This window comes from Streptomyces sp. RK9 (genome assembly GCF_045070545.1).
In the GTDB taxonomy this organism is placed as follows: Bacteria; Actinomycetota; Actinomycetes; order Streptomycetales; family Streptomycetaceae; genus Streptomyces; species Streptomyces alboflavus.
In genome coordinates, this window is record NZ_CP173704.1 from 3743210 (window position 1) to 3765261 (window position 22052).

Sequence of the window (22052 nt, forward strand, 5' to 3'; positions counted from 1 at the left end):
TGCCGAAGCTCCCCATCGTACGGAGCTCATCGTCGTACGGAAGGTGACCGCGCCGATACGCCATTTTGAGCTTCAGGCGCACCCTCGTGGGCCTCGCTTGCCCCGGAATCCCTTGACGGCCCTGGCGCACCCCCTTACATTGCTTCCATATAGCAGAACATAATTTCCGCAATGTGGAAAACGTCGCGAGGCGGGCCACGGCGCGGAAGCAGCACCGGAAGGCACGGTTCATCGCGGGGCGCGACGGTGACCGTGGCTTCGTCAGCCGAAGCAGGAGAACTCAATGGCTCGTATGACCGCTGCCCGCGCGGCAGTCGAGATCCTCAAGCGCGAGGGCGTCACCCACGCGTTCGGTGTGCCGGGGGCCGCGATCAACCCCTTCTACAAGGCGCTGAAGGAAGGCGGCGGCGTCGATCACACGCTCGCCCGCCACGTCGAGGGCGCCTCGCACATGGCCGAGGGGTACACCCGCACCCACCCGGGCAACATCGGTGTCTGCATCGGTACGTCGGGTCCCGCGGGCACCGACATGATCACCGGTCTCTACTCCGCGATCGGTGACTCGATCCCGATCCTGTGCATCACGGGCCAGGCGCCCACGAGCGTGATCCACAAAGAGGACTTCCAGGCCGTCGACATCGCCTCCATCGCCAAGCCGGTGACGAAGATGGCTGTCACCGTCCTGGAGGCCGCGCAGGTCCCCGGCGTCTTCCAGCAGGCCTTCCACCTGATGCGCTCCGGCCGTCCAGGACCGGTCCTCATCGACCTGCCCATCGACGTCCAGCTCACCGAGATCGAGTTCGACCCGGAGACGTACCAGCCGCTGCCGGTCTACAAGCCGGTCGCGAGCCGCGCCCAGATCGAGAAGGCCATCGGCATGCTCGTGAACTCCGAGCGGCCGCTGATCGTCGCGGGCGGCGGCATCATCAACGCCGACGCCTCCGAACTCCTGGTGGAGTTCGCCGAACTGACGGGCACTCCGGTCATCCCCACCCTGATGGGCTGGGGCACCATCCCCGACGACCACGAGCTGAACGCCGGCATGGTCGGCCTGCAGACCTCGCACCGCTACGGCAACGCGACCTTCCTGGAGTCCGACTTCGTCCTCGGCATCGGCAACCGCTGGGCCAACCGGCACACCGGCTACAAGCTGGACGTGTACCGCGAGGGCCGCACGTTCGTGCACGTCGACATCGAGCCGACCCAGATCGGCAAGATCTTCGCGCCGGACTACGGCATCGCGTCCGACGCCAAGGCCGCCCTGGAGCTCTTCGTCGAGGTCGCGCGCGAGCTGAAGGCCGAGGGTGAGCTGCCCGACCGGGGCGCCTGGATCGCACGGGGCCAGGAGCACAAGTCCACGCTCCTGCGCCGCACGCACTTCGACGACATCCCGATCAAGCCGCAGCGCGTGTACGAGGAGATGAACAAGGCCTTCGGTCCGGAGACGCGGTACGTCTCCACCATCGGGCTCTCCCAGATCGCCGGCGCCCAGATGCTGCACGTCTACAAGCCGCGGCACTGGATCAACTGCGGCCAGGCAGGGCCGCTCGGGTGGACCATTCCGGCCGCGCTCGGTGTCGCCACGGCCGACCCGGACGCGCAGGTCGTCGCCCTCTCCGGCGACTACGACTTCCAGTTCATGATCGAGGAACTGGCCGTCGGCGCCCAGCACCGCATCCCCTACGTCCACGTCCTCGTCAACAACTCCTACCTCGGCCTGATCCGGCAGGCCCAGATCGGCCTGGACATCAACTTCCAGGTCAACCTGGAGTTCGAGAACCTCAACTCCCCGGAGCTCGGCGTGTACGGCGTCGACCACGTCAAGGTCGCCGAGGGGCTTGGCTGCAAGGCCATCCGTGTCACCGATCCGGCTGAGCTCGGTGCCGCCTTCGAGCAGGCCAAGAAGCTGGCGCAGGAGTTCCGGGTGCCGGTCGTCGTCGAGGCGATCCTTGAGCGGATCACCAACATCTCCATGAGCCGGACGGCGGACATCAGTGATGTCACCGAGTTCGAGGAGATCGCCACGGAGCCGTGGCATGCGCCGAGTTCCATCAAGACGCTCAAGGCGTAGTACGGCGCGGCGCACCGGTCACCTGGTCGGAGGTGTGCCGGTCGCTCAAGAGGAGGCCCCCGCACCGGAGTTCGGCTCCGGCGCGGGGGCCTTCTCGCGTCCCCCGCCGTCCGCCCGGGTGTCCTCGTGTACGTCGCCGTCCGCCGGGTCGCAGCCGAGCCGCGCCCGCCGCAGCGACGGGAACGCCACCGCCACCGTCACCGTGGCACCGACGCAGACGAGGCCGCCGATCGTCACCGCCGTGCCCGCGCTGGTCAGTTCGGCCAGGAAGCCGACCGCCGCGTTGCCGAGCGCGGGCGACACCGTCGCCTGGGCCATCCACAACCCGCTGACACGGCCCCGCAGTTCGTCCGGGGTGCCGTGCTGGAGCAGGGCCGAGCGCAGCGTCTCGGAGATCAGGTCGCCGAAGCCCGCGAGGGCCAGGAGCAGCAGCGCGAGCGGCAGCCAGGAGCCGGCGCCGAAGCCGGCGAGGGCGGCGCCCCACAGCAGGACCGCGCCGACCAGCGCGTGCCCGCCCGCGCGGGCCGTCCAGCCGCTGGTCGCCGCGCCCACCAGGGCTCCGCACGCGGGCGCCGCGTAGAGCAGGCCGACGACGGCCGCGCCGCCCCCGAACCGCTCGTCGGCCAGGGCCGGGTAGAGCGCCTGCGGCATCGTGAAGACCATCGCCGCCGCGTCGATCAGGAGCAGCCCGAGGACGAGCCGGTGCCGCCGGACGAAGCGGAACCCGTCCGCGAGCGAGCCGAACGCCTGCCGCATCCCCTTGCCGGAGGCGCCGCCGCCCGCGGGCGCCGGCAGCGGCCGGACGAAGAACAGCGCCGCCGTGAACACCAGGAAGCCCGCCGCGTCGACGGCGTAGCACGCGGCGAGTCCGGGGCCCGCGATCAGGGCGCCGCCCACCGCGGGGCCGATGAGCGCGGCGAGTTGGGTGGAGCCGGAGAGCAGCGCGCCCGCGGCGGCGAGTCGGCCGGTGCCCGCGAGGGCCGGGATCGCGGCCAGCATGGCGGGCCCACCGAGGCCCGCCAGCAGGCCCGTCGTGGCGGTGGCCGTGTAGATCAGCCACAACTGGGGCTCCGGGGCGAGGGCGTTGGCGGCGAGCGCGCCCGCGACGAGGGCCAGCGGAAGGCGTGTGACGATCATCAGGGCGCGGCGGTCCATCCGGTCGGCCAGGACGCCCCCGACGAGGACGCCCACGACCATGGGCAGCGCGCGGGCGAGGCTGACGAGCCCGATGTGCAGGGACGAGCCGGTGAGGTCGTACACCTGCACCGCCACCGCGACCCCGGTCATCAGGGTGCCGATCAGGGCGCCGAGGAAGCCCGCGTACAGCAGCCGGAAGTCGCGGCTTTCGCGCAGCGGGCCGAGGTCCATGGCGAGCCCGGAGAGACGGGGCATCGACGGCTCCAAGTCGAGTGAGGCAAGCCTTACCCGGGCCACCTTGGCCTGCCCGATCCTTAAAGTCAACGTGTGTGAAGTTCAAGGGTGCGGGGGTGGACGGTTAGCCTCGGGGGATGAGCGGCACCACACGGCAGCGGCCCACCCATCGCAAGGGCCGGGCGACCCTGACCCGGCAGGGCGTCGGCGAGGCGGCTCTCGCGTTCCTGGGGCGGCACGGCCCCGCCGCCCTCACGATGCGGTCGCTCGCCGCCGAACTGGGCGTCTCCTCGCGCGCTTTGTACAACTACGTCGACGACCGCCGCGACCTGATCACGGTCGCCGCCGAGGTGTTCCAGGCGGCCTGGCGGCCACCGGCCCTGGACCCGTCCTCGGAGGCCTGGCGGGCCGACCTGCGCTCCTTCTGCGCCGACCTGCGCGCCCACTACCGCCGCCACCCCGGCATGGCCACCCTGGCCCTGAGCGAGAACATCACCCTGGCGACCCACCCGGTGATGCTCCGCAACGTGGACGCCCTGATCGGCTTCTTCGAAGCGGTCGGCCTCACCCTGGCAGACGCCTACCGCGCCTGCATGGAGACGATCCGCCTGGTCGTGGGCTTCGTGGAGTTCGACGACGGGCCCCGGGACCGCCCGCACGCCACTCTCGACCCGGCCGACCTCCAGGCCCACCCGCCGCCGTGGCTGCGTACGGCCGACGCCGACGGGCTGCCGCACCTCGCGCGGCTCGCGGAGCTGGCTCAGGACGACGCCGACACGCGGTTCGCGTTCTCCGTGGACGTGTTCACGGCGGGGATCGCGGCCCGCGCGGCGGACGGGCCGCGTCGTACGAAGTAGTGGACGGTCAGGGCGAGGACCAGCGGGCCCCACAGGCCGACCGGCAGGACGCAGGCGCGGAACAGGAACTCCCAGAAGCCGCTGTCGTACTCACCGAAGGAGACGCCGAGGCCGAGTGCGCCCAGCGTGAAGGGCCCGAACAGGGCCGTCGCGCCGAGGCCGCCGAGCGTCGCGGGCACCACCGCGACCCAGCGGTTGAGCCGCCGCCCGCCGAGCCGCGGGACCCAGGCGGGCACGACCTCGCCCCAGCCCCGCACGAGCCCGAAGCTCAGCAGCGCGAGGGCCTCCGTGAGCAGACTCAGCGTGAGGATGTACGGCACCGAGATCCACAGGCTGCCGATGGACCCGGTGCCGGTACCCATGTCGAACCCGAAGGCGAAGGGAAGCCGCCACACGCACTGGGCGAGCAGCACGAGCGGGATGGCGTGGGCGACGCGCTCGGCCCACCGGGGGACGGGACGCTCGGTGCCCGTGTCCGAGGCGACGCCCCATCCCGTGTCGCTGCCCGCGCCGGTGCGGATGTCGGCCTCGTGAACTGCTGTCGTCGTCATGACAGTTACTCTTCCGCCCCCGCCCAAGGAGATCGTCAGCCCGGACGCCGGACCGTCTCCGCCGCACGGGGGAGGGCGCCGTATACCGTGGCGGGAGGTACATACGTACGGATCGAGGGAGTCCTGCCATGGAGACGTTCGACGGGCTCCCGGTGCGCACGTTCGCCGACCCGGGCGCGCTGGAGGAGTGGCTGGAGGCGCATCACGAGGACAGCCCCGGCATCTGGCTGAAGCTGGCCAAGAAGGCGTCGGGCGTGCCCTCCGTGACGACGGACGAGGTGATCGACCTGGAGCTGTGCTTCGGGTGGATCGACGGCCAGCGCCGCCGCCACGACGACACGTACTTCCTGCAGAAGATCACCCCGCGCCGCCCGCGCGGCACCTGGTCGAAGCGGAACATCGACCGCGTGGAGGCGCTGCTCGCCGCGGGCCGGGTGCGCGAGCGCGGCCTCGCCGAGATCGCGGCGGCGAAGGCGGACGGCCGCTGGGACGCCGCGTACGACCCGCAGGCGGAGGCGAGCGTGCCCGACGACCTCGCGGCCGCGCTGGCCGCCGAGCCCCGGGCCGCCCGGACGTACGAAGGGCTCGGCAGGACGGACCGGTTCCTGGTGATCCTGCGACTGCAGACGGCGCGGACGGAGCGCGGACGGGCCGCGCGCCTGGAACGGATGGTCGCGAAGCTGGCGGCGGGGGAGAAGGTGCGCTGAGGGCTGAGGGCTGAGGGCTGAGGGCTCAGGGCTCGGGCCGGCCACCGACCCCAGACCCCGCCCCCGGCGGCTCCGCACGCCGGAGCCCCGGAGCGCGTCTGCGCCCCGGGGCTCCGGGAGTTGCTGCCGCCCGACGGCGTGCGACTGGCGGAACATGCATACGCGCCGCCGGGCGGAATCAGGGGGGAAGCCAAGGCAGAAGGGTGAGGTGCCGGGACCGCGGCGGCGCGGGCGACAGCCTCCGGGCGGCGCCTTCTCAGGTCGAAGACGTGCCGGAAGACCTTCACCACCGCACTGGCTCGCACCGAGCCGCCACGGTCCTCGTCGTCCCGCCCGCCGTGGGACCACCCCTCATCCGGGTCCACGGCGGTGCGGGTCTCCGCGCCAGGGGACCGACCTCCCGTCAAGTCCCCCGCGCAGCCTTGGGGTTCGCGAACCTCAGCTGTCGCGCAGGGCGCGGACCGCCTCCTCGACGCGCTTGCCGTAGTCGGCGTCGGCGGCGTGGAAGTGGGCGAGGTTCTTCTCGACGACGTCGTCGCGGGAGACCTGCGAGAGTCCGCCCGCGATGTTCGCCACGAGCCGGGACTTCTCGTCGGCCGACATGAGCCGGTACAGCTCGCCCGCCTGGTAGAAGTCGTCGTCCTTGGTGTGGGCCGGGGCCTCGTGCGTGCCGGTGTGGCCGTTGACCGCGAGCGGGGCCGACAGGGGCTTGCCGGTCTCGGTGGGGCCGTCGTAGGAGTTCGGCTCGTAGTTCCTGCGGTCGCGGCCGTAGGCGTTGGTGGCCATGAGGCCGTCGCGGCCGTAGTTGTCGGCGCCCCCGGGGACGGCCTTCGGGGCGTTCACGGCGAGCTGGGTGTGGTTGACGCCCAGGCGGTAGCGGTGCGCGTCGGCGTACGCGAACAGGCGGCCCTGGAGCATCTTGTCGGGCGAGGGGCCGATGCCGGGCACGAAGTTGTTCGGCGAGAACGCGGACTGCTCGACCTCGGCGAAGACGTTGTCGGGGTTGCGGTCGAGGACCAGGCGGCCCACGCGCTGCAGCGGGTAGTCGCTGTGCGGCCACACCTTGGTGAGGTCGAAGGGGTTGAAGCGGTAGTTCGCCGCGTCGGCCGCGGGCATGATCTGCACGTGCAGGGTCCAGGACGGGTTCACGCCCCGCTCGATGGCCTGGAGCAGGTCCGTCTGGTGGGAGTTGGCGTCCTTGCCGGCGAGCTCGGCGCCCTGCTCGGCGGAGAGGCAGCGGATGCCCTGGTTCGTCTTGAAGTGGTACTTGACGAAGAAGGCCTCGCCCTGGGCGTTCGTCCACTGGTAGGTGTGCGAGCCGTAGCCGTTCATGTGGCGGTACGACGCCGGGATGCCGCGGTCGCCCATCAGCCAGGTGACCTGGTGCGTGGCCTCGGGGGCGTGCGCCCAGAAGTCCCAGACGTTGTCCGGCTCCTGCTTGCCCGTGAACGGGTCGCGCTTCTGCGAGTGGATGAAGTCGGGGAACTTGATCGGGTCCTTGATGAAGAACACCGGGGTGTTGTTGCCGACGAGGTCGTAGTTGCCCTCCTCGGTGTAGAACTTCACCGCGAAGCCGCGCGGGTCGCGGACGGCGTCCGCGCCGCCGAGGCTGTCGGCCACGGTGGAGAACCGCAGGAAGGTCTCCGTGCGCTTGCCCACCGCGCCGAGGAAGTCGGCGGAGGTGTACGCGGTGACGTCGTCGGTCACCTCGAAGTAGCCGTAGGCGCCCGAGCCGCGGGCGTGCACGACGCGCTCCGGGATCCGCTCGCGGTTGAAGCGGGCGAGCTTCTCCAACAGGTGCTGGTCCTGGAGGAGCAGCGGGCCGCCGACACCGGCGGAGGCGGAGTTCTGGTTGTCGGCGACAGGAGCGCCGGACTCGGTCGTGAGCACACGCTGCGACATGGTGGTGGGTCGGCCTTCCGTGCTGTGGCTGCTGACGTGATGGGGAGCGTAAGGACCCCTGAGCTGCTGCGTCAACAGTTTGTTGAAGTTGATGAGAAGGGTGAGGGTTCCGGGCCGCGGCGGCGTCTGGGCGCGACAGGACAGGTGTCAACGCCACCGCGGCCCGGAAGTCTGGGGTGCTCTACGGCCTTCGGCCCGTGGTCAGAGCCGGGCGCCGGAGAGGCGCTCGACGGAGCGGAGCAGCGCGGAGTGGTCGAGGCCGCCGTCGCCCTGCGCGCGCAGACTGGCGACGAGCTGGGCGACCACGGCGCCGACGGGCAGGGCCGCGCCGACGTTGCGGGCGGCGTCGGTGACGATGCCCATGTCCTTGTGGTGCAGGTCGATGCGGAAGCCCGGCTTGAAGTCGCGGTTCAGGAAGTTGTCCTTCTTGCGGGTCAGGACGGTCGAACCGGCGAGGCCGCCGTTGAGCACGTCCAGGGCCGCGGACAGGTCCACGCCCGACTTCTCCAGGAAGACCACGGCCTCGGCGCACGCCTGGATGTTGACGGCGACGATCAGCTGGTTCGCGGCCTTCACCGTCTGGCCGGAGCCGTGCGGGCCGCACAGCACGATGGTCTTGCCGAGCGCGTCGAGGAGCGGCTTGGCGGCGTCGAAGTCGGCCTGCTCGCCGCCGACCATGATGGAGAGCACGGCCTCGATGGCACCGGCCTCGCCACCGGACACCGGGGCGTCCAGGACGCGGATGCCCTTGTCCTTGGCGGCCTTGGCCAGGTCGACGGAGGTCTGCGGCGTGATCGACGACATGTCGACGAGCAGCGCGCCGGACCTGGCGTTCTCCAGGATGCCGTCCGGGCCGTACGCGATGGCCTCGACCTGCGGCGACGCGGGCACCATCGTCACGATGACGTCGGCGTCCGCGACGGCCTCGGCGATCGACTCGGCGGCGGTGCCGCCGGCCGCGGCGAGGCGGTCCAGCTTGTCCTGCTCCAGGGTGAAGCCGGTGACGGAGTAACCCGCCTTGATCAGGTTCTCGGACATGGGGGAGCCCATGATGCCGAGACCGATCCAGGCGACCTTGGGAAGCGTGCTCATGAGGGTGCCTCTCTGAAAGCTTTTCTACGTCGGTGAGGTGGCGCTCAGCGCGCGGCGCGGGCCTCGCGGGGGAGCCACTCGAAGGAAGCGGCGGCGTCGGCGGCCTTGTACTCCAGGCCGACCCAGCCCTCGTAACCGGCCTTCTTGAGCTGGTCCAGGAGGCCTTCGAGCGGGAGCGAGCCGGTGCCGGGGGCGCCGCGGCCGGGGTTGTCCGCGATCTGCACGTGCCCGGTCCTGTCGGCGTACTGCTCGATGACCGACGGCAGGTCCTCGCCGTTCATGGACAGGTGGTAGAGGTCCATGAGGAACTTCGCGTTGCCGAGGCCGGTCGCGGCGTTCACCTTGTCGACGATCTCGATCGCCTTGGGCGCGCTCACGAGGGGGCACTTGGGCGACTCGGGGGCGTTGAGCGCCTCGATCAGCAGGATCGCGCCCACGCGGTCGGCCTCGCGGGCCGCCGACACCAGGTTCTCCAGGGCGAGTTCGTCCTGGACCGCCGGGTCGACGCCGTCCACGCGGTTGCCGTACAGGGCGTTCAGCGCCGTGCAGCCGAGCGACTGCGCGAAGTCCGCCGCCACCGCGAGGTTCGCGCGGAACTTCTCGCTCTCCTCGCCCGGGATCGACAGGGCGCCGCGGTCGGGGCCCGGCAGCTGTCCGGCGTAGAAGTTCAGGCCCACAAGGCGCACGCCCGCGTCCTCGATCGCCTTCTTCAGGGCGTCGAGCTCGGACCGCTCGGGGGTGGGGGCGTCGACCCAGGGCCACCACAGCTCGACCGCGCCGAAACCGGCCTTCGCGGCCGCCGCGGGCCGCTCCAGGAGCGGGAGCTCGGTGAAGAGGATCGACAGGTTCACATTGAAGCGCTGGTCGGAGTATCCCATGGGGCTTTCCGCGCTCCTTCCGTATTGCGGAAGTTCATTTCTGCTTGATGGAAGACTGCATCTGATTCGCGGAAGCTGTCAAGAGGCTCCGCCGTAAATCCGGGCTCGACGCCCGCGAGAAGTCGGACGGAGCCGCCTGACGGGTGGGGCGCCGCGTTAAGTTGGCGCCGTGCGATTGAGAGTGGAGTTCACGACCGAGCCCTTCGACCTCGACGAGGCGCCGCCCCATGCCCTGGCCGCCCGCGACGTCATCCAGGGCGCCGACCTCGACGCCGTGGACGTCGGCCCCTTCGGCAACACCGCCGAGGGCGACGTCGACGCGGTCCTGACAGCCGTCGACGCGATGCTGCGCCGGTCTCTGGGCGCCGGCGCCACCCGCGTCTCGCTCCAGGTCAATGTGATCGCGGAGCCGGGCGAGCGGACCCGTCCGGGAGAGGTCGCCCGGTGACCGCCTTCGGGGACGACCCCTTCGCGACCGCCGTCAAGCCGCTGGTGGACGCGATGGGCGGCGTGCTGCTGCCGCCCGGCGAGGCGGGCCCGGACGACGTGGTCCTGTCCTGGGAGGGCGAGGACGTGCTCGCGGTGCGCCTGCCGCAGCTCGCCGACTCCCTCGACCACATCCTGCTCGCCCTGGAGCGCAAGCGCGGCAAGCCCCTCGCGGAGCTCGACCGCAAGGCCAAGCAGGAGGTCGTACGGATACTCGAGGCCCGTGGCGCGTTCTCCGTGCGCCATGGCGTGGAGACCGTGGCGGGCGCCCTCGGGGTCAGCCGCTTCACCGTCTACAACTATCTGAACAGGGAAAACGCCGCGAAGGACAAGTAGCCCCGCGCGCCACGCCCCCGGCCGGGGTGTGAGCGGCGTCACGCTGCGCAGCTGAGCCGTCACCCGTATCGCGGGGTGACGGCTTCTTTGTTCAAATGATTTCAACAAACTGTTGACGGGATGTTGTTGAAGGTCTTAGCTGTTCCGCAGCCCGTCCAGCACATGGCCACGGAGGCACCCCGTGACTTCCCGTACGACACCGGGCCTGGCCCGGTTCAACGCCCTGCCGGAGCCGGCGGCCACCGCCGAGCTCCACGAGGCCTGCGCCTCCTCGGCCTGGGGGAGCAAGCTGCTCGCCCAGCGCCCCTTCACCACCGCCGACGCCCTCTACGCGGCCAGCGACGCCGTCATGGCCGAGCTGACCGCCGACGACCTGGCCGAGGCGATGGCGGGGCACCCGCCCATCGGGCGCCCCAAGCCGGGAGACCCGACCTCGTCCCGCGAGCAGGCGGGCATGGCCGGGGCGTCCGCGGAGCTCAAGGCCGAGATGCTCGACCTCAACCTGGCCTACCAGGACAAGTTCGGCCACGTCTTCCTCATCTGCGCCACCGGCAGGACCGGCGAGCAGATGCGGGACGCGGTCAGGGACCGGATCGGCAACTCGCCCGAGCAGGAGCGGGAGATCGTCCGCACCGAACTCGGCAAGATCAACCGCATCCGCCTGGCCCGCATCCTGGAAGAAGAGAGCGCATGAGCACCGACACCACCGCATCCGTGTCCACGCACATCCTGGACACCAGCGTCGGCCGCCCCGCCGAGGGCGTCGCCATCACCCTCGCCGCCCGCGGCGGCGACGGCACCGACTGGACTGCGCTCGGCGGCTCGGCGACCGACGCGGACGGGCGCTGCAAGGACCTGCCGGCGCTGCCGGAGGGCACCACCCACGTACGTCTCGACTTCGCCGTCGAGCCGTACTTCCTGAGCAAGCAGGACAAGAAGGCCGAGGCGCAGCAGGACGCCCCCGCGAATCGGGACAGCGGTGCGAGCGGTGTGTTCTTCCCCGAGGTGGCGATCACGTTCGCCGTCGTGCCGGGCGAGCACTACCACGTACCGCTGCTGCTCAACCCGTTCGGCTACTCCGTTTACCGAGGGAGCTAGCAGACATGAACAACGATTCCCGCCGGGCACGTCCGGTGATCCTGGGGCAGAACCAGTACGGCAAGGCCGAGAACCGCGTCGTCAAGATCACGCGTGACGGCGACACGCACCACATCAAGGACCTCAACGTCTCCGTCGCCCTCTCCGGCGACCTGGACGACGTGCACTACAGCGGCTCGAACGCCAACTGCCTGCCGACGGACACGACGAAGAACACCTGCTTCGCGTTCGCCAAGGAATACGGCATCGAGTCCGCCGAGCAGTACGGCATCCACCTCGCGCGGCACTTCGTGGACAGCCAGCCCTCCATCCACCGGGCGCGCATCCGCATCGAGGAGTACGCCTGGGAGCGCATCACCGCCTCCGACGCCAACTCGCAGTTCATCGGCGCCGACGAGGTCAAGCACTCCTTCGTGCGCAAGGGCCAGGAGATCCGGGTCGCCCAGATCACCTACGACGGCACGGAGTTCGAGGTCCTGAGCGGTCTGAAGGACCTGACCGTGATGAACTCCACGAACTCCGAGTTCTGGGGCTACATCAAGGACAAGTACACGACGCTCAAGGAGGACTACGACCGCATCCTGGCGACCTCCCTCTCGACGTGGTGGCGGCACAACTGGACCAGTGACGAGCAGCGCATGCCGAACTGGGAGAAGTCCTACGAGCAGGCCAAGAAGCACATCCTGCAGGCCTTCGTGGAGACCTACTCCCTCTCGCTCCAGCAGACGCTGTACCAAATGGGCACGCGGGTCCTCAACAACCGCGGCGAGATCGACGAGATCCGCTTCTCCGCGCCCAACAAGCACCACTTCCGCCAGGACCTGTCCTTCTGCGGCCTGGACAACGAGGCCAAGGACGGCGCGGTCTACTACGCCGCCGACCGCCCCTACGGCCTCATCGAGGCCACCATCCTGCGCGAAGGCACCGAGGCGAGGATCCCGGTCGACATGACCAACCTCTGACGCGGGACGCGCGCCCCGGCACCTGACGGCCGGGGCGCGCCACACCGGAGGGAACGACAGCCATGGCACAGCCCGCAATACCTGACGGGGAATCAACTCCCCACTGTCCCACGGTGGACGAGTGCCACCCCGTGGACGAGAAGCTCCACCCCTCGCGGCTCGTCCCCGCCGCGCTCCAGCACATCGCCGCCATGTACGCGGGCGTCGTCACCCCTCCGCTCATCATCGGCCAGGCCGTCGGTCTCGACACCGCCGCCCAGACCCGGCTGATCGCGGCGAGCCTGCTCATCGCGGGCCTCGCCACGCTCCTGCAGACCCTCGGCGTCAAAGGAGTCGTGGGCAACCGCCTGCCGTTCGTGAACGCCGCGTCCTCGGCGGGCATCGCACCCATCCTCGCCATCGCCGAGAACAGCGCGACGGGACACCAGCTCCCCGCGATCTACGGCGCGGTGATGGTCGCGGGCGTCTTCTGCCTGGCCGTCGGACCCTTCTTCGGCCGGCTCCTGCGCTTCTTCCCGCCGCTCGTCACCGGCGTCGTCATCACGCTCATCGGCGTGACGCTGATGCCCGTGCCCGTCACCTGGGCGCAGGGCGGCGACAAGGAGGCCGCCGACTTCGGCGACATGCGCTTCCTCGCGCTCGCCGCCTTCACGCTCGTGGTGATCCTGCTCTTCCAGCGCTTCGCCCGCGGCTTCCTCAAGCAAGTCGCCCTGCTCATGGGCCTGTTCATCGGCACGCTCGCCGCGATCCCGTTCGGGATGGCCGACTTCGCCGCCCTGAGGTCCGCGCCGGTCGCCGCCGTGCCCGAGCCGTTCGCGTTCGGCGCCCCCGAGTTCCAGCCCGCCGCGATCCTGTCCCTGTGCATCGTGATGCTCGTCCTGATGACCGAGTCCAGCGCGGGCATGCTCGCCCTCGGTGAGATCTGCGAACGCAGGACGGACGGCAGGACCATCACGCGCGGCCTGCGCACCGACGGCATCGCCACCCTCGTGGGACCCGTCTTCGGCGGTTTCCCGACCTCCGCCTTCGCGCAGAACGTCGGCGTCGTCTCCCTGACCCGGGTCCGCAGCCGCTACGTCGTCGCCGTCGCGGGCGGAGCGCTCATCGTGCTCGGTGCCTTCCCCGCGCTCGGCGCGGTCGTCAGCCTCGTACCGATGCCGGTGCTCGGCGGCGCGGGCATCGTCCTCTTCGGCTCCATCGCGGTCAGCGGCATCCGTACGCTCTCCGAGGCGGGCCTGGACGACAGCTCCAACATCATCCTGGTGGCCGTGTCGCTCGGGGCGGGCATCATCCCGCTCGCCGCGCCCACCTTCTACGCCGACTTCCCCGCCTGGGCGCAGACCGTGCTCGGCTCCGGCATCAGCGCGGGCGCGCTCGTCGCGGTCTCGCTCAACCTGTTCTTCCACCACCTCGGCACCCGTGGCAGCACCGCCGCGGCACTCAAATCTTCCTAGGGTCATGCCGTGCCCACATCGCCACTCACCGAAGGAAGCACCATGGCAGCATCGGCAACCCCCGAAGGCGCCGCAGCGCGCATCGTCATCGAGAACTGCGCCATCGCGACGGTGGACGCCGACGACACCGAGTACGCCTCGGGGTACGTGGTCGTCGCGGGCAACACGATCGAGTCGATCGGCGCCGGGAAGGCCCCCGAGGGCCTGGAGAACGTCGTACGCCGCGTCGACGGCACCGGCCACCTGGCCACGCCCGGCCTGGTGAACACGCACCACCACTTCTACCAGTGGATCACCCGGGGCCTCGCCACCGACCACAACCTCTTCAACTGGCTGGTGGCGCTGTACCCGACGTGGGCGCGCATCGACGAGGACATGGTCCGCGCCGCCGCGCAGGGCTCCCTCGGCATGATGGCCCGCGGCGGCGTCACCACCGCCATGGACCACCACTACGTCTACCCCAAGGGCTCCGGCGACCTGTCCGGCGCCATCATCGGGGCGGCCCGCGAGATGGGCGTGCGCTTCACCCTGGCGCGCGGCTCCATGGACCGCAGCGAGAAGGACGGCGGCCTGCCGCCGGACTTCGCCGTCGAGACCCTCGAAGGCGCGCTCGCCGCCACCGAGGAGACCGTCAAGAAGCACCACGACGCCTCCTTCGGCGCCATGACGCAGGTGGCCGTCGCCCCCTGCTCGCCCTTCTCCGTATCCACCGAACTCATGAAGCAGGGCGCGGAGTTGGCGCGCCGCCTCGGCGTACGGCTGCACACCCACGGCAGCGAGACCGTCGAGGAGGAGAAGTTCTGCCACGAGCTGTTCGGCCTCGGCCCGACCGACTACTTCGCGTCCACCGGCTGGCTCGGTGAGGACGTGTGGATGGCGCACTGCGTCCACATGAACGACTCCGACATCGAGGCGTTCGCGCGCACCGGCACCGGCGTCGCCCACTGCCCGTCCTCCAACGCCCGCCTCGCCGCCGGCATCGCCCGCGTACCCGACATGCTCGCCGCGGGCGTCCCCGTCGGCCTCGGCGTGGACGGCACCGCGTCCAACGAGTCCGGCGAGCTGCACACCGAGCTGCGCAACGCGCTCCTCATCAACCGCCTGGGCGCCCACAAGGAAGCCGCCCTGAACGCCCGTCAGGCCCTGCGCCTCGGGACGTACGGCGGTGCCCAGGTCCTCGGCCGGGCGAGCCAGATCGGCTCCCTGGAGGCGGGCAAGCTCGCCGACCTGGTCCTCTGGAAGATCGACGGCATCGGGCACTCCTCGATCGCCGACCCGGTCACCGCCATCGTCTTCGGCGCGGCCGCGCCGGTGACCCTCTCCCTTGTCAACGGCGAGCCGGTCGTGGAGAACGGACGACTGCTGCACGTCGACGAGGACGCCATCGCCCGCACCGCGCGGGACGAGGCGCAGCGACTCGCGCGCATCGCCGCGGGGAGCTGACCCCTGGATCTCCGGTCGGGGGGGACGGCCCCCGACCGGACTCGAGCAGCCGAGCGGGCTGCTCGAGTGCCGCCCCGGAACGTGGCCCAAAGCTTCACGTCGCCGGGGCGGTCAGCACTACCTGGGCGCTTCAACAACCGCATATCGAGCAAGTCCTTGCATCACGCACCACCTCCCAGAAGCGCGTGCCGGTCCGCAGCCGGCACAGGAAAACAACCGGAGGAGCCGCAGTGGCGTCCAAGCCCAGGTTCACCAAGCAAGGCACCACCCCACAGCCCGAAGGGCCCCCACACCCCGACGGCACACCATCGACGGAGGGGCGACCGCACCCCGTCGACGAGAAGCTCCCCGCCCTGAAGATGGCCACCACCGGCCTTCAGCACGTCGCCGCCATGTACGCGGGCGTCGTCGCGCCGCCCCTGATCGTGGGCGCCGCCGTCGGCCTGTCGGCGAAGGAACTCACCTTCCTCACCGGCGCCTGTCTGTTCACCGCCGGTCTCGCGACCTTCCTGCAGACGCTCGGCATCTGGAACATCGGTGCCCGGCTGCCCTTCGTCAACGGCGTCACCTTCGCCGGTGTCGCGCCCATGCTCGCCGTCGTCGACTCCACCAAGGACAAGGACGACGCGCTGCCGATCATCTTCGGGGCGGTGATCGTCGCGGGCCTGCTCGGATTCGTCGCGGCGCCGTTCTTCTCCAAGATGGTCCGCTTCTTCCCGCCCGTGGTGACCGGCACGGTCATCACCCTCATCGGCATCTCGCTGATGCCGGTGGCCTTCGGCTGGATGCAGGGCCCGAACCCGGCGGCCGACGACTACGGTTCGACCAAGTTCCTGTCGCTCGCGGGCGTCACGCTCGTGATCGTGCTGCTCCTGCGCCGCTTCACGCGCGGCTTCGTGAAGCAGATCGCGGTGCTGCTCGGCCTCGTGATCGGCACGCTCGTCGCGATCCCCTTCGACGTCACGGACTTCGGCCCGGTCGCCGACGCGGACGTGGTCGGCTTCCCGACGCCGTTCCACTTCGGCGCCCCGCAGTTCGCCGCCGCCGCGATCGTCTCCCTCTGTGTCGTCATGGTCGTCTCCATGACCGAGTCGACGGCCGACATGCTCGCCCTCGGTGAGATCGTGGACCGCCCCGCCGACGAGAAGACCATCGCCGCGGGCCTGCGCGCCGACACCCTCGGCTCCGCCGTCAGCCCGCTCTTCAACGGCTTCATGTGCAGCGCCTTCGCTCAGAACATCGGCCTCGTCGCGATGACGAAGATCCGCAGCCGGTACGTCGTCGCGACCGGCGGCGGCTTCCTGGTCCTGATGGGCCTGTGCCCGATGGCCGCCTCGCTCATCGCGGTCGTGCCGCGGCCCGTGCTCGGCGGCGCGGGCGTGGTGCTCTTCGGCTCGGTCGCCGCGAGCGGCATCCAGACCCTCGTGAAGGCGGGCCTGGAGAAGGACAACAACGTCCTGATCGTCGCCGTCTCCCTCGCGGTGGGCCTGATCCCCATCTCCGCGCCGGAGTTCTACCACGCGTTCCCGGAGACCGCGAAGATCATCCTGGACTCCGGCATCTCCACCGGCTGCGTCGCCGCGGTCGTCCTGAACCTGCTGTTCAACCACACCGGCAGGGGCGGCGACGACGACGAGGTCACGGCCCCGATGGAGCCCGGCGGAGAGATCGCCGAACAGCGCACACCTTCCTCACCCGCGGGGTCTTCCGCAGCCGGGGTGCACTGAGGCGGCCGCGGTGGCCGGGCACCCCACCGGTGCCCCGCCACCGCGCCCGGTGGCGGCTACCCGCCGATGTGGAAGGAGTCGCCGTAGACCTTCCAGTCGAGCGGCGGGTTCAGGTTCAGGTTCTTCTTGTTGAGGAACACGCGCTGCGCGGTGTCCACGCGGCTGGTGTCCTCGTGGGCCGCCTCCTGCTTCATCGCCCAGACGCGGGCGTCGAGGAAGGCGTGCAGGTACGTGACCTCGTCGCCGCCCTGCGCCGGGGGCTTGGCCTTGGTGAGGGCGCGCTTGCGTATGTTGCTGAAGCTGGTGTTGTCGCCGCCGTCGCCGTGCATGACGATCGCGTCGTAGTAGGCGAACTGCCCGAGGGTGCCGATGCCGTCGGCCTTGCCCTGCTTGACCGCCGGGTTGAAGTAGACGCGGTCGCGCTCGTCGTTCTGGGCCTTCTGGAACGCCGAGTCCCGCGCGGCCTTCTTCCAGTCCTTGGTGAAGTTCGGGTCCAGGCCCTCGTGCGAGTCGCTGCCGTCGACCTCGCGCAGCGCGGGCAGGTACTTCGCGAGGACGTTGCCGGGCTTGCGCTGGGTGTACAGCTCGACGAGGTCGAGCATGTCGCCGGTGCCGGAACAGAAGCCGATGATGCCCGCCGTGTAGCCGCGGCCGTCGTCGATGTCCTCGATGTAGCTGTACTGCGCCTTCCAGTCGAGCGAGGAGTTCTCCGCGCTGGAGACCAGCTTCATCGCGATCTCCTTCTTCGCCGGGTCGTCGAGCCCGGCGGCGGCGGAGACGGAGGGGGCGGCGCTCGCGGGGGCCGGGGCGGCGCCCGCGGTCTGCGTCAGGGCCAGGGAACCGGCGACCAGGGTGGCGCCGACCAGGCCGATCACGGCACGTCGCGGGGTGCGCCCGTGGGGGGAGCGGTGAGCGTGCAACGGGTCCTCCAGGTGGGGGAGTTCAGCGTTCCGCTGTTCTGTTAGGAAGGTTTCCTACCAGAGTTTGGAGGTGACGTATACCCGTCAAGCAAGAGTCGTCGGATGTGTACTGCTCGCCTGCCTCACCGGCCGCGCGACGTCGCCCATACATGGCCGGACATCGACCTAGTCGCTGCTCACGCTGGTCCGTACTATCCCATCACCCTCAGCCTCCGCTCATCGCCCGCGGGCCGCTCGTGGCCCCCGTGCGAGGGCTGAGTCAGTTCCTCCCAGCACCGCTACATCCCCCACCTCACGGTGCCCCGCGCCCTGCGCGCGTGCCGCCGTGGGCCGAAGCAAGAATTGGGAGAACCATGTCCGTTGCACTGCTCGCCGGGGGCGCTCTCGCCGCCCTGATCGGCGCGGGCCTGCCCGCGCAGGATCCGACGGGTTTCTCCGACCCGCCGCCGGACAAGATCGTGATCGACGTCGCGACCGTGAACGGTTCGGGTTGCCCGAGAGGGACGGCCGCCGTCGCCGTCTCCGAGGACAACACGGCCTTCACCGTCACCTACAGCGACTACCTCGCCCAAGCGGGCGGCAATTCCGCTCCCACGGCGTTCCGCAAGAACTGCCAGCTCAGCCTGGTCGTTCACGTCCCCCACGGCTTCACCTACGCGATCGCGAGCGCCGACTACCGCGGCTTCGCGGCACTGGAGAGGGGCGCCAAGGGCACCGAGAAGGCGTCGTACTACTTCCAGGGCTCCCCGGACACGGGAACCAGGACGCACTCCTTCAACGGCCCGGTCGCCGACAACTGGCAGGCCACCGACGAGACCGAGGTCACCCAGCTGGTCTGGGCGCCCTGCGGCAAACAGCGCAACTTCAACATCAACACCGAGCTGCGCGTCGACCTCGGCACCTCGGACCGCACCAAGACCAGCTTCATGACGATGGACTCCACCGACGGGGACATCAGCACCATCTACCGCGTGAAGTGGAAGGAGTGCCCCTGATCGTGCCCGGGTGAGGCACTGACCAGTTCCTGGTGAGGGGGTCGCGCCCGCGGCGGAATCCTGCTTCCGTCCGTCCGCGGGCGCGGCGACTCACCCGGACCCGGCGAGCGCGGCGCGCACCTGCTTCGCGATCGCGTACGTGTCCCCGGTGGGGCGGACCGCGAGCCGGCCCGGCTGCCGGGTCCAGCGGTCCTCCAGGGCGAACCAGTCGATGTCCTTCGGCGCGCGACCCTCGTCGAGCGCGGCGCGCAGCTCGTCGAAGTACGTTTTCCAGCGCAGCCGGTACAACCCGCCGACCAGGCCCGCCCACTCCCGGTTGGCGTAGTCCCTCAGGCCCGCGTCGGCCCCGGCGCGGGTGCCCCACACGGTCAGCAGCGACAGCTGGTCGTACGCCAGTCGGTCCCTCTCGCGGGCGTCGGCGCCCCAGCCCCGGGCGTCGGCGATCGCGCGCCCGAGCAGATGCCGGGCGTCGGTGGCCACGAGGCGGTCCAGGAGGTCGATCAGGCCGAGCCAGGTGCGGGTCAGCTGCTCGAAGCGGGCGGTGTCCCGCCGGTCGTACGCGTCCTTGACGCGCGGGAGCAGCACCCGGCTGCGGTTGGACAGGGCCTGCCGGGCCACGTCGAGCAGATCGCGGCGGTACGCCGACGACCCGCGCAACTCCCGGCGCACCGCGAGCAGTTCACCGAGCGCGGGCTCCAGGTCCGCCGCCTCGTACCGCAGCGCCTTCGGCGACCAGGAGGCCGCCGATGTCACCGCGAGCCCGGGGCGCGCGCCGAACAGGCCGTCGGCGCCCTCGGCCCACTTGTCGGCGCGCGTGGTGCCGTAGACGGTGCGGCGCAGCACGTCCCAGGCGGCCCGCGCGTGCGGATCGGCCGCTCCGTAGCGGGACACGGACCACGCGTCGAACCACGCCTTGAGGTCCAAGTCGCCATCCAGCCAGGGCAGTTCGGAGAAAAGGGCGAACGCAGCCGGGTTGTTGTCGGCCGCCTCCGGCATCAGCGCGATGCCGCGCAGGGTGCTGCCGTCCTTGGTGCGCCACTTCTCGTAGAGCTCCGCCCAGTCCGGCGTGTTCGCGCCGAGGACCGTGTGCCCGCCGAAGTTCCAGATCGAGCCGAAGGTGTACGGCGTGGAACCCCAGTCGGACTCGCGGTCGGTGACCGTCGGGAAGCGGTCGCTGAGCCCGTCGACGACGAGCATGCGGGACTTGTCGACGGCGTCCGTGAGGGCCTTCGGCGGGTTGTGCTGCCAGCCCAGGATCACCCAGAGGGCGTCCGGGTGGGCCTTCCGCAGTGCCTTCTCGACGCTCTTGGCGGCCTCGCCGACCGGCACGTCACCGGGCTTGCCGCCCTCGTGCAGCAGATCCATCTTGTACATCGTCGACGGGCCGAACAGCTCGTCCTGCACCCGGTAGAACGCGGCGGCCACGCGCGCGAACGCGTCGGTGCGCGGGTCCAGCCAGTCCGGCCGCGCGAACCCCACCCAGTCGCCCTGCGGCACGGTCCGCGCCCCCGGGTTGCGGTCGGCGAACCCGGGCGGGACGGTGCCGAAGTAGCCGGGGAGCACGGGCGTCATGCCAAGGTCGCGGGCCCGGTCGGCGATGCGGCGGCCGAGGCGGGCGCGCTTGGTGAGCAGCTGCCGTGACACGGGGTGCGGGAAGGACGACATGTTCTGCAGCAGCCACCACGGCTGGTGCGCGGGGCCCGGCACCCAGGCCCGCAGTTCCTCGTCGTCGTACCCGAACTCCTGAAACATCCGGTGATAGACCGCGTCCGCCCCCGCGTACACCAGGACCTCGTTGTAACCGTGCAGGGCGAGTACGTCGAGTTCACGCTCCCAGTAGGTCCAGTCGGCGTAGGCGTTCACATAGCCGTCGTTGGTGTCGTTGAGCGCGAAGCGGTGCGGGACGTCGGCGCGCCGGGTGACGGGGGCGGCGGGGGCGGGGAGCGTCGCGGGCAGGTCGAGCTGGTCGCCGGCCCAGGTGATCGAGGCGTGCGCGGTGTGCTGCAAGTAGTGCCGCAGGCCGGTGAGTTGGACACCTGCGGTGGGTCCCGACACCACGATGTGACCGCGCTTTCCGGACACGCGGAAGACGTCGTCGTCGCTCGGCACCGTCCTGAACGCGATCTGCTCCCAATGGTCGGGGAGCAGCCGCCGCGCGGCCGCGCCGGCCGCCGCGGCGGGTCCGGTCCCGGTGCGCGTACGGACCGACGTGCCGGGCGCCGGGCCGCCCGCGCCGCCCCGGGACGAGTCGGGCGAACAGGCCACGGCGGCACCGGCCGTGCCGGCGAACGCGGTCAGGACGGTACGGCGGCGGGGCGGATGCGGCATGCGGGGCTCCGTGGGTCGGGGCGGGCAGCGAGTACCGAGGTGACTCTTGCCCGGCCCCGCACCCCTGCGTAACCCTCGGGCCGGAGGTTGCGCTGTCCTTCACCGCCCCGTCGTGCGCCGTTCAATCCACGCGGCCCGATGCCGGACGCCGGTTCACGCCGCAGGCTGCGTCCGCCGGAAGTAGTCGTTGCCGCTGCCGTCCGGCCAGGCGAAGGTGAGCTGCCCGCCGCTGAGCCGGGCCGTTCCGGCCGCCGACTCGCCCATGCAGGTCGCCCGGATCACCATCGCCGATGTGATGGTGCCGGGGCAGGACTTGCCGCCGGACGTCATGCTCATCGAGGTGCCGTTGACGGTCAGGACGATCAGCCGTCCGCCGGTGCCGCGCCGCACGTGGTACCAGGTGCCCTGCACGGACTGCGGCCCGGCGGCGTCGGGGCGCGCGGTCTTCTTCGGGGGGACGGCGGGGGCGCTCGCGCGCGGCCGGGTGGGGGTGGCCGCGGCGGTGGGGGTGGCGGGGCGCGTCGGTGTGGGGGTCGCCTTCTCCGTACGGGTCGGGGTGGGCGACGCGGTCTTCTCGGCGCCGTCCTTCCCGCCGCCCTTGCCGGGGGTCTTCTCCGCCGGTTCCACGGACGCCGTCGAACCCGACGAGCCCTTGTCCCTCTTCTTGCCGTCACCTCCGCATCCGGTCAGCGCGAGGGAGAGCGCGGCGGCGACGCAGGTGACAACGGCAGGTGTTCGGCGCACAGAGAAGTCCTGAATTCCGGGTCTGGTGGGGGGACTCGGAGGAGCCTGCCACACGCCCGAGCGCGAGATCCAGGGCCGCCAAACATGTTCCTGGGATCAGTTCGACTGCACCAAGGACCATCAGAATTCA

At 70.8% G+C, this 22052-nt stretch carries 20 protein-coding genes; 12 read left to right on the plus strand and 8 right to left on the minus strand.

Annotated features, from left to right (window positions below):
- Nucleotides 1-292 precede the first annotated feature (292 nt).
- A complete protein-coding gene (gcl, locus tag AB6L24_RS36380; RefSeq protein WP_405663579.1) occupies nucleotides 293-2071 on the plus strand; it encodes a glyoxylate carboligase in 1779 nt (592 codons plus the stop codon).
- 45 nt (nucleotides 2072-2116) lie between these two features.
- Here the strand turns inward: gcl and AB6L24_RS36385 are convergent, their stop codons facing one another.
- Nucleotides 2117-3463, minus strand: a complete 1347-nt coding sequence (locus AB6L24_RS36385) for an MFS transporter (protein WP_405662656.1) — start codon at nucleotides 3461-3463, stop codon at nucleotides 2117-2119.
- A gap of 116 nt (nucleotides 3464-3579) precedes the next feature.
- Between AB6L24_RS36385 and AB6L24_RS36390 the strand changes: the two genes are divergently transcribed.
- Complete coding sequence (locus tag AB6L24_RS36390) at nucleotides 3580-4299, plus strand: TetR/AcrR family transcriptional regulator (protein WP_405662658.1); 720 nt, start codon at nucleotides 3580-3582, stop codon at nucleotides 4297-4299.
- Here the strand turns inward: AB6L24_RS36390 and AB6L24_RS36395 are convergent.
- Entirely contained in the window at nucleotides 4203-4850 is a 648-nt protein-coding gene (locus tag AB6L24_RS36395) for a hypothetical protein (protein WP_405662660.1), read from the minus strand. The two genes, AB6L24_RS36390 and AB6L24_RS36395, sit on opposite strands and share 97 nt — an antisense overlap.
- A 128-nt stretch (nucleotides 4851-4978) precedes the next feature.
- Here AB6L24_RS36395 and AB6L24_RS36400 point away from each other — a divergent pair, with 128 nt between their 5' ends.
- Nucleotides 4979-5557, plus strand: a complete 579-nt coding sequence (locus AB6L24_RS36400; RefSeq protein WP_405662663.1) for a YdeI family protein — start codon at nucleotides 4979-4981, stop codon at nucleotides 5555-5557.
- Between the two features lie 438 nt (nucleotides 5558-5995).
- Here AB6L24_RS36400 and AB6L24_RS36405 read toward each other — a convergent pair whose 3' ends face one another.
- From AB6L24_RS36405 to AB6L24_RS36415, 3 genes are all read right to left on the minus strand, one after another.
- The gene (locus tag AB6L24_RS36405) at nucleotides 5996-7459 is read right to left on the minus strand and encodes a catalase (RefSeq protein WP_405662666.1); all 1464 of its coding nucleotides are present in this window, start codon (nucleotides 7457-7459) and stop codon (nucleotides 5996-5998) included.
- 201 nt (nucleotides 7460-7660) lie between these two features.
- Entirely contained in the window at nucleotides 7661-8551 is an 891-nt protein-coding gene (locus AB6L24_RS36410) for a 2-hydroxy-3-oxopropionate reductase (RefSeq protein ID WP_405662668.1), read from the minus strand.
- Nucleotides 8552-8595: 44 nt separating this feature from the next.
- A complete protein-coding gene (locus AB6L24_RS36415) occupies nucleotides 8596-9429 on the minus strand; it encodes a TIM barrel protein (RefSeq protein ID WP_405662670.1) in 834 nt (277 codons plus the stop codon).
- Nucleotides 9430-9598: 169 nt separating this feature from the next.
- Between AB6L24_RS36415 and AB6L24_RS36420 the strand changes: the two genes are divergently transcribed.
- From AB6L24_RS36420 to AB6L24_RS36455, 8 genes are all read left to right on the plus strand, one after another.
- Entirely contained in the window at nucleotides 9599-9877 is a 279-nt protein-coding gene (locus AB6L24_RS36420; protein WP_405662672.1) for a hypothetical protein, read from the plus strand.
- Complete coding sequence (locus tag AB6L24_RS36425) at nucleotides 9874-10251, plus strand: helix-turn-helix domain-containing protein (RefSeq protein WP_380856272.1); 378 nt, start codon at nucleotides 9874-9876, stop codon at nucleotides 10249-10251. Before AB6L24_RS36420 ends, AB6L24_RS36425 begins: the two co-directional genes overlap by 4 nt.
- Before the next feature lie 181 nt (nucleotides 10252-10432).
- Complete coding sequence (uraD, locus tag AB6L24_RS36430; protein WP_405662674.1) at nucleotides 10433-10945, plus strand: 2-oxo-4-hydroxy-4-carboxy-5-ureidoimidazoline decarboxylase; 513 nt, start codon at nucleotides 10433-10435, stop codon at nucleotides 10943-10945.
- On the plus strand, nucleotides 10942-11349 hold the full coding sequence (gene uraH, locus AB6L24_RS36435; protein WP_405662677.1) for a hydroxyisourate hydrolase: 408 nt from the start codon (nucleotides 10942-10944) through the stop codon (nucleotides 11347-11349). Before uraD ends, uraH begins: the two co-directional genes overlap by 4 nt.
- 5 nt (nucleotides 11350-11354) lie before the next feature.
- Nucleotides 11355-12311 (plus strand): factor-independent urate hydroxylase, encoded by a 957-nt coding sequence (gene pucL, locus AB6L24_RS36440; RefSeq protein ID WP_405662680.1) that lies wholly within the window; start codon nucleotides 11355-11357, stop codon nucleotides 12309-12311.
- Nucleotides 12312-12373: 62 nt separating this feature from the next.
- Nucleotides 12374-13765, plus strand: a complete 1392-nt coding sequence (locus AB6L24_RS36445; protein WP_405662682.1) for a nucleobase:cation symporter-2 family protein — start codon at nucleotides 12374-12376, stop codon at nucleotides 13763-13765.
- Between the two features lie 42 nt (nucleotides 13766-13807).
- Nucleotides 13808-15208, plus strand: coding sequence for an 8-oxoguanine deaminase (locus AB6L24_RS36450; RefSeq protein ID WP_405662684.1), 1401 nt, complete (start codon nucleotides 13808-13810; stop codon nucleotides 15206-15208).
- 359 nt (nucleotides 15209-15567) lie between these two features.
- Entirely contained in the window at nucleotides 15568-16935 is a 1368-nt protein-coding gene (locus tag AB6L24_RS36455; RefSeq protein WP_405663582.1) for a nucleobase:cation symporter-2 family protein, read from the plus strand.
- Nucleotides 16936-16991: 56 nt separating this feature from the next.
- Here AB6L24_RS36455 and AB6L24_RS36460 read toward each other — a convergent pair whose 3' ends face one another.
- Nucleotides 16992-17807, minus strand: coding sequence for a chitosanase (locus AB6L24_RS36460; protein ID WP_405663585.1), 816 nt, complete (start codon nucleotides 17805-17807; stop codon nucleotides 16992-16994).
- Between the two features lie 401 nt (nucleotides 17808-18208).
- On the opposite strand from AB6L24_RS36460, the gene AB6L24_RS36465 reads away from it, so the two are divergent.
- A complete protein-coding gene (locus tag AB6L24_RS36465; protein ID WP_405662687.1) occupies nucleotides 18209-18850 on the plus strand; it encodes a DUF4360 domain-containing protein in 642 nt (213 codons plus the stop codon).
- Nucleotides 18851-18940: 90 nt separating this feature from the next.
- On the opposite strand, the gene AB6L24_RS36470 is transcribed toward AB6L24_RS36465, so the two are convergent.
- Both AB6L24_RS36470 and AB6L24_RS36475 read right to left on the minus strand, forming a co-directional pair.
- On the minus strand, nucleotides 18941-21178 hold the full coding sequence (locus AB6L24_RS36470; RefSeq protein WP_405662690.1) for an alpha-N-acetylglucosaminidase: 2238 nt from the start codon (nucleotides 21176-21178) through the stop codon (nucleotides 18941-18943).
- Nucleotides 21179-21331: 153 nt separating this feature from the next.
- Nucleotides 21332-21922: a hypothetical protein gene (locus AB6L24_RS36475; RefSeq protein ID WP_405662693.1), complete on the minus strand. Its 591-nt coding sequence runs from the start codon at nucleotides 21920-21922 to the stop codon at nucleotides 21332-21334.
- Between the last annotated feature and the right edge of the window lie 130 nt (nucleotides 21923-22052).

Coding starts and splice junctions, on each gene's coding strand:
- gcl (WP_405663579.1), top strand. CDS start 293: ATGACCGCTGCCCGCGCGGCAGTCGAGATCCTCAAGCGCGAGGGCGTC.
- AB6L24_RS36385 (WP_405662656.1), bottom strand. CDS start 3,463: ATGCCCCGTCTCTCCGGGCTCGCCATGGACCTCGGCCCGCTGCGCGAA.
- AB6L24_RS36390 (WP_405662658.1), top strand. CDS start 3,580: ATGAGCGGCACCACACGGCAGCGGCCCACCCATCGCAAGGGCCGGGCG.
- AB6L24_RS36395 (WP_405662660.1), bottom strand. CDS start 4,850: ATGACGACGACAGCAGTTCACGAGGCCGACATCCGCACCGGCGCGGGC.
- AB6L24_RS36400 (WP_405662663.1), top strand. CDS start 4,979: ATGGAGACGTTCGACGGGCTCCCGGTGCGCACGTTCGCCGACCCGGGC.
- AB6L24_RS36405 (WP_405662666.1), bottom strand. CDS start 7,459: ATGTCGCAGCGTGTGCTCACGACCGAGTCCGGCGCTCCTGTCGCCGAC.
- AB6L24_RS36410 (WP_405662668.1), bottom strand. CDS start 8,551: ATGAGCACGCTTCCCAAGGTCGCCTGGATCGGTCTCGGCATCATGGGC.
- AB6L24_RS36415 (WP_405662670.1), bottom strand. CDS start 9,429: ATGGGATACTCCGACCAGCGCTTCAATGTGAACCTGTCGATCCTCTTC.
- uraH (WP_405662677.1), top strand. CDS start 10,942: ATGAGCACCGACACCACCGCATCCGTGTCCACGCACATCCTGGACACC.
- pucL (WP_405662680.1), top strand. CDS start 11,355: ATGAACAACGATTCCCGCCGGGCACGTCCGGTGATCCTGGGGCAGAAC.
- AB6L24_RS36445 (WP_405662682.1), top strand. CDS start 12,374: ATGGCACAGCCCGCAATACCTGACGGGGAATCAACTCCCCACTGTCCC.
- AB6L24_RS36450 (WP_405662684.1), top strand. CDS start 13,808: ATGGCAGCATCGGCAACCCCCGAAGGCGCCGCAGCGCGCATCGTCATC.
- AB6L24_RS36455 (WP_405663582.1), top strand. CDS start 15,568: ATGGCCACCACCGGCCTTCAGCACGTCGCCGCCATGTACGCGGGCGTC.
- AB6L24_RS36465 (WP_405662687.1), top strand. CDS start 18,209: ATGTCCGTTGCACTGCTCGCCGGGGGCGCTCTCGCCGCCCTGATCGGC.
- AB6L24_RS36470 (WP_405662690.1), bottom strand. CDS start 21,178: ATGCCGCATCCGCCCCGCCGCCGTACCGTCCTGACCGCGTTCGCCGGC.